This window comes from Clostridium sp. SGI.024 (assembly GCF_050315195.1).
Classification (GTDB): domain Bacteria; phylum Bacillota; class Clostridia; order Clostridiales; family Clostridiaceae; genus Clostridium.
This window is the reverse complement of record NZ_JBNPON010000113.1, coordinates 1-4,129: the sequence shown is the minus strand read 5'-3', so window position 1 is coordinate 4,129 and position 4,129 is coordinate 1. Positions and strand designations below refer to the sequence as shown.

Here is a 4,129-nt window from a genome sequence, read left to right as displayed (position 1 = left end):
ATAAAAACACTAGTAAACGACTTGTTTACTAGTGTTTTTTATTTATACTTACTATTATTTTCTTTTAAATAGCAAATTCGTAACACAACCTAATAAAAATTATGTTTTATTTTTCTCAAATTGTTATTTTTAATTTTATTTATTACTTATATTATATAACTTTTTTTAATTAGGGTTTCATAGACATTACTCTATTAATAGATTCAAAATAGTTTTCTATTGAATATAGTACTTCTGATTTTGTTACTTTTTTCTTTAAAGGCGTTGATAATATTATATTATACAAATACTTTAACTCATCTACTGTAAAATTTTTTAGACACTTTTTTTTAGAATCTTGATTACTATGATCATAAGTAAGATTATTAATATAAAATCTCTCGACTTCTTCTTTTGTTTTTATATTTAAGATTTCATTTCTTATTATACTATTATTTTTTTCTTTAACTAATGTTTTTTCTGATTCTATTTTACCTATAGCTTTGTTAACTTCTTCAGGTGTATATTTAGTAAATTTAGAATTATATAATTCTTTATTTGCATAAATATATGAATATAACTCTGATAAAATATTAATAACTGCTTTATCTTTATTGTTCATTATCTCTATCTCCTTATACAATTTTATTAATCACATCAGATATCCAATTATAACTTTCATGTATATCTCCACTTCCAACAGTCAAAGGAATTCCGTACTGACTAGGCGTAGATCTATTATCTAAATTAGCTATCCCTTCTTTAAATATATTTTTTGTATTATCCAATGCATATTGTAGATTCTCAGATAATACTGACTTTATATTTAATTTTTCAATAGATTTATCAAGTCTTTCTAATAGTCCTAAGTTCATCTTTGAATTTGGTCTAACTTTATATATAGTATTAAGAATTCCTATTAATCTAGGCTTATTCCCAAAATATTTCTTCAAAATAATACTTCCAATATTATTATCATATGCAAATTTTAAATAAGTACTCTCAATTTCTGAAATATAATCTGAAACTCCATCACCACTTATTTCATCTCCTATAGTTGGAATAAAATAATAATCACACGTTAAAAATACACCTTGAATTATCATATTACTTGTAGGTGGACAATCAAATAATATATAGTCATATTTTTCATTATCATCTATATCATTTATCATACTAGGGATAGCTAGTAAATCAATAGTATTATGAGAGAATCTTTCAGATATATCATTTAATCTACTATTTTTAAGATCTAAAACAGTAGGTATATAATCTAGAGATTTATACTTATTTATTTTTTTTATTGATTTTTTTATACTATTATATTTAGAGTCTATCTTTCCTTCTAATATCTCTAATTTACTAATCTTTCTAATGTACTCACCATATAATTCTAGATCAAAATTAAAAGTTTCTTCAACTTCTAATTCAGATAAATTTATATTACTTATTTTACTACAAATTCTACTTAATGAACATTGAGGATCTAAATCCACTAGTAATACTTTTTTACCATGTCGTTCAGCTAACAATGCACCGATTTCAAAAACTGTTGTTGTTTTCCCTACTCCACCTTTATAATTTCCAAAAAATATTTTTTTAGCCATAACTTTCCCCCATTTTTTATTCATCATTTTAGTTATATATTATATTTAAATATAAGAATATTTTTGAATCTTTTTATCTTAACTTACCAAACCACTCAAATTTTCTACTTTCAATAATTTTCTACTTCCAATCTTTTAATATTAAATTGTAGAGGCTATTTGATAAAATTAATGTTAATTACATTATTTAATATGTACCAAACTATTAAATTTCGCTACCTAAACACCAAATATTTCAAATGTAATTTCTAATTCTTCTTTTAACTCATCAAAAGAATCAAATGTTGATAAATAATAATTCATAATATGACCTTTACGCAAATATGTAAAAGTATTATCTTCATATACTTTTATAAAATTATTATCTATCAATAATTTTATAAAACTATCCATATTATTATCGTTATACCTCCTTTTAAACTCATTAATATTAAATATGTTTGATTTATATAAATTGAATATATTTTTAAAGTTGTTTCCTTGAATAACATTAATAGTATTTTTAATATACTTAATGGTAAAACTTTCTAACCACCTTGTAAAACAATCTTCCTTTTCATATTCATACGTTGGCTCATCACCAGATTCATATACTTCCAAACAATAATCACCTACACATTGAAAAATATCTCTTGTATTACCTTCAAACAATTTAAATAGGGATTCAAATTCACTTTCTGTTAATGGCAAATATACTCCTCCATAATAATTAAACCTATTTCTAAACATATCCTTAGCTATCCTATAGTCTAATTTATTAACTAATATGGGTCTATGTATATAAGCTGACATTCTTGATGATTCAACTGAACTCATAAAAATATCTTTTTCTCCACATAATATCCATTTAGTACCCTGTATATTAAATATCCTATCTCTCATAAGTTCAATAAGCTCTTTTGCTTTTCTATTTGAATTCACAAGCTCAATATTATCAATTAGGCAGACTATTCCACCATCCAAATTTTCAAATGTTTTACTTAGAACTTCCTCAATTATATTAAAAACCAATTCCTTCTCAAAAATCTTAGATTTATTTATAGCCTTGTTTACTCCTCCATTTATCCCAAATCCAAATAATGAAAATCCAACTGAAGCCCCTTCGTTTTGCTTATATTCAAATAGTTCTTCAATTTCATCAGCAAAATAACAATTTTGAGACTTTAACACCTCTTTATACTTTATTATCGTTTTCGCTAATTTAATAAGTATTTCATTTCTTAAAATATCTATTTCTAAATCTTCCTTTAATTGAAATTCGCTTATACAAGGTATCAATAATGGTAATTCTTTATTATTATTCCATTCCTCATAACACTCAAATATTGATACATTAACCAAACTAGTTTTCCCTATGCCAGTATCGCCTTCCACAGTACAAATCTTATCTGTTTTTCTTAATCTTGTTTTAATTGCTTTCTTTTCATCATTTCTTCCAACTAATAAATTTTGTCCTACCTCATCACCACCTAATGGCCTATATGAAAAAGGATCCTCTGAAAATTTCCAATAATTATAAAAACTCTTTTGTAATACCATAATACTTCCCCTCTCTCCCCTTATAAATAATTAAAACAATATATGATTTGTTAATTATCTCTGAAGCCGAATAATTATTCACACTGAGTTAATCCATTTTTTAATTGTATATAGTAACCCCTAGATACTCCATATCCGTATATAGTTAAACTATTTCTAACGCTTTCTCCAATAACTTCAGAATTTCTTCTTTATAACTATATAATATTTTTACTATTCTTTTTTATATTTCTACTACCTCCTAAAAAATTATTTATCTTATTGCTATTCTCCATTTAAATGTGCTTAATGATTAATTGAAATAATAATCACTATATCTGTGCATAAAGAATTCTATTAATTTAAATAAATTTATATAAAGAGTAATTAATATAAACATTATACACTAAATTTGTAAAATTATAAATATAATTCATTTAATTTCAACTCTCCATCATTCATATCCCTCCATATATAACAATAAACTTTTCAATTAATAAAAAGAATATACTATTATTCTCAATGGAATCAGGATCACTTGTAAAACTGTTTTTTTGCCCTGCGAATATAATACTATATTGCTGGTTTTACTACTTCACTTGAAGTAGCTTATCAAGCTCATATTTTCTCTTATTCCCACTTAAGCGCATTTATATTTCCAATTACTTATTAATTATTAGTAAACAGCATATGCATTCTTCAACCAATTTATTGATAAGGGAATTTTAGATAGATTAAACCATGTAGTTTCATCTGACTTTGGAAAGGTAACTTATACTGAAGCAGTTGAAATATTAAAGAAAGCTGATAAGAAGTTTGAATACCCAGTTGAATGGGGAATTGATTTACAAACAGAACATGAAAGATATCTTACAGAAGAACACTTTAAGAGACCAGTTTTTGTAACTGATTATCCAAAGGATATTAAAGCCTTCTATATGAGATTAAATGATGATGGAAAAACAGTTGCTGCAACTGACCTTTTAGTTCCAGGAATCGGAGAACTTATAGGTGGTAGCCAAAGG

General features: G+C 24.6%; 3 protein-coding genes and 1 pseudogene. 1 reads left to right on the top strand and 3 read right to left on the bottom strand.

The genetic code is table 11. From position 1 onward, the window contains the following. Positions 1–169: 169 nt before the first annotated feature. The 3 genes from ACQRD5_RS16740 to ACQRD5_RS16730 all read right to left on the bottom strand — a co-directional run bounded on the left by ACQRD5_RS16740 (position 170) and on the right by ACQRD5_RS16730 (position 3,125). Entirely contained in the window at positions 170–601 is a 432-nt protein-coding gene (locus ACQRD5_RS16740) for a hypothetical protein (protein WP_427747084.1), read from the bottom strand. Positions 602–614: 13 nt separating this feature from the next. Beyond that, a complete protein-coding gene (locus tag ACQRD5_RS16735) occupies positions 615–1,586 on the bottom strand; it encodes a ParA family protein (protein ID WP_427747083.1) in 972 nt (323 codons plus the stop codon). Between the two features lie 219 nt (positions 1,587–1,805). Further along, the gene (locus ACQRD5_RS16730; RefSeq protein ID WP_427747082.1) at positions 1,806–3,125 is read right to left on the bottom strand and encodes a hypothetical protein; all 1,320 of its coding nucleotides are present in this window, start codon (positions 3,123–3,125) and stop codon (positions 1,806–1,808) included. A gap of 674 nt (positions 3,126–3,799) precedes the next feature. Here ACQRD5_RS16730 and ACQRD5_RS16725 point away from each other — a divergent pair. Next, a pseudogene (locus tag ACQRD5_RS16725) lies at positions 3,800–4,129 on the top strand (amino acid--tRNA ligase-related protein); the annotation flags it as partial.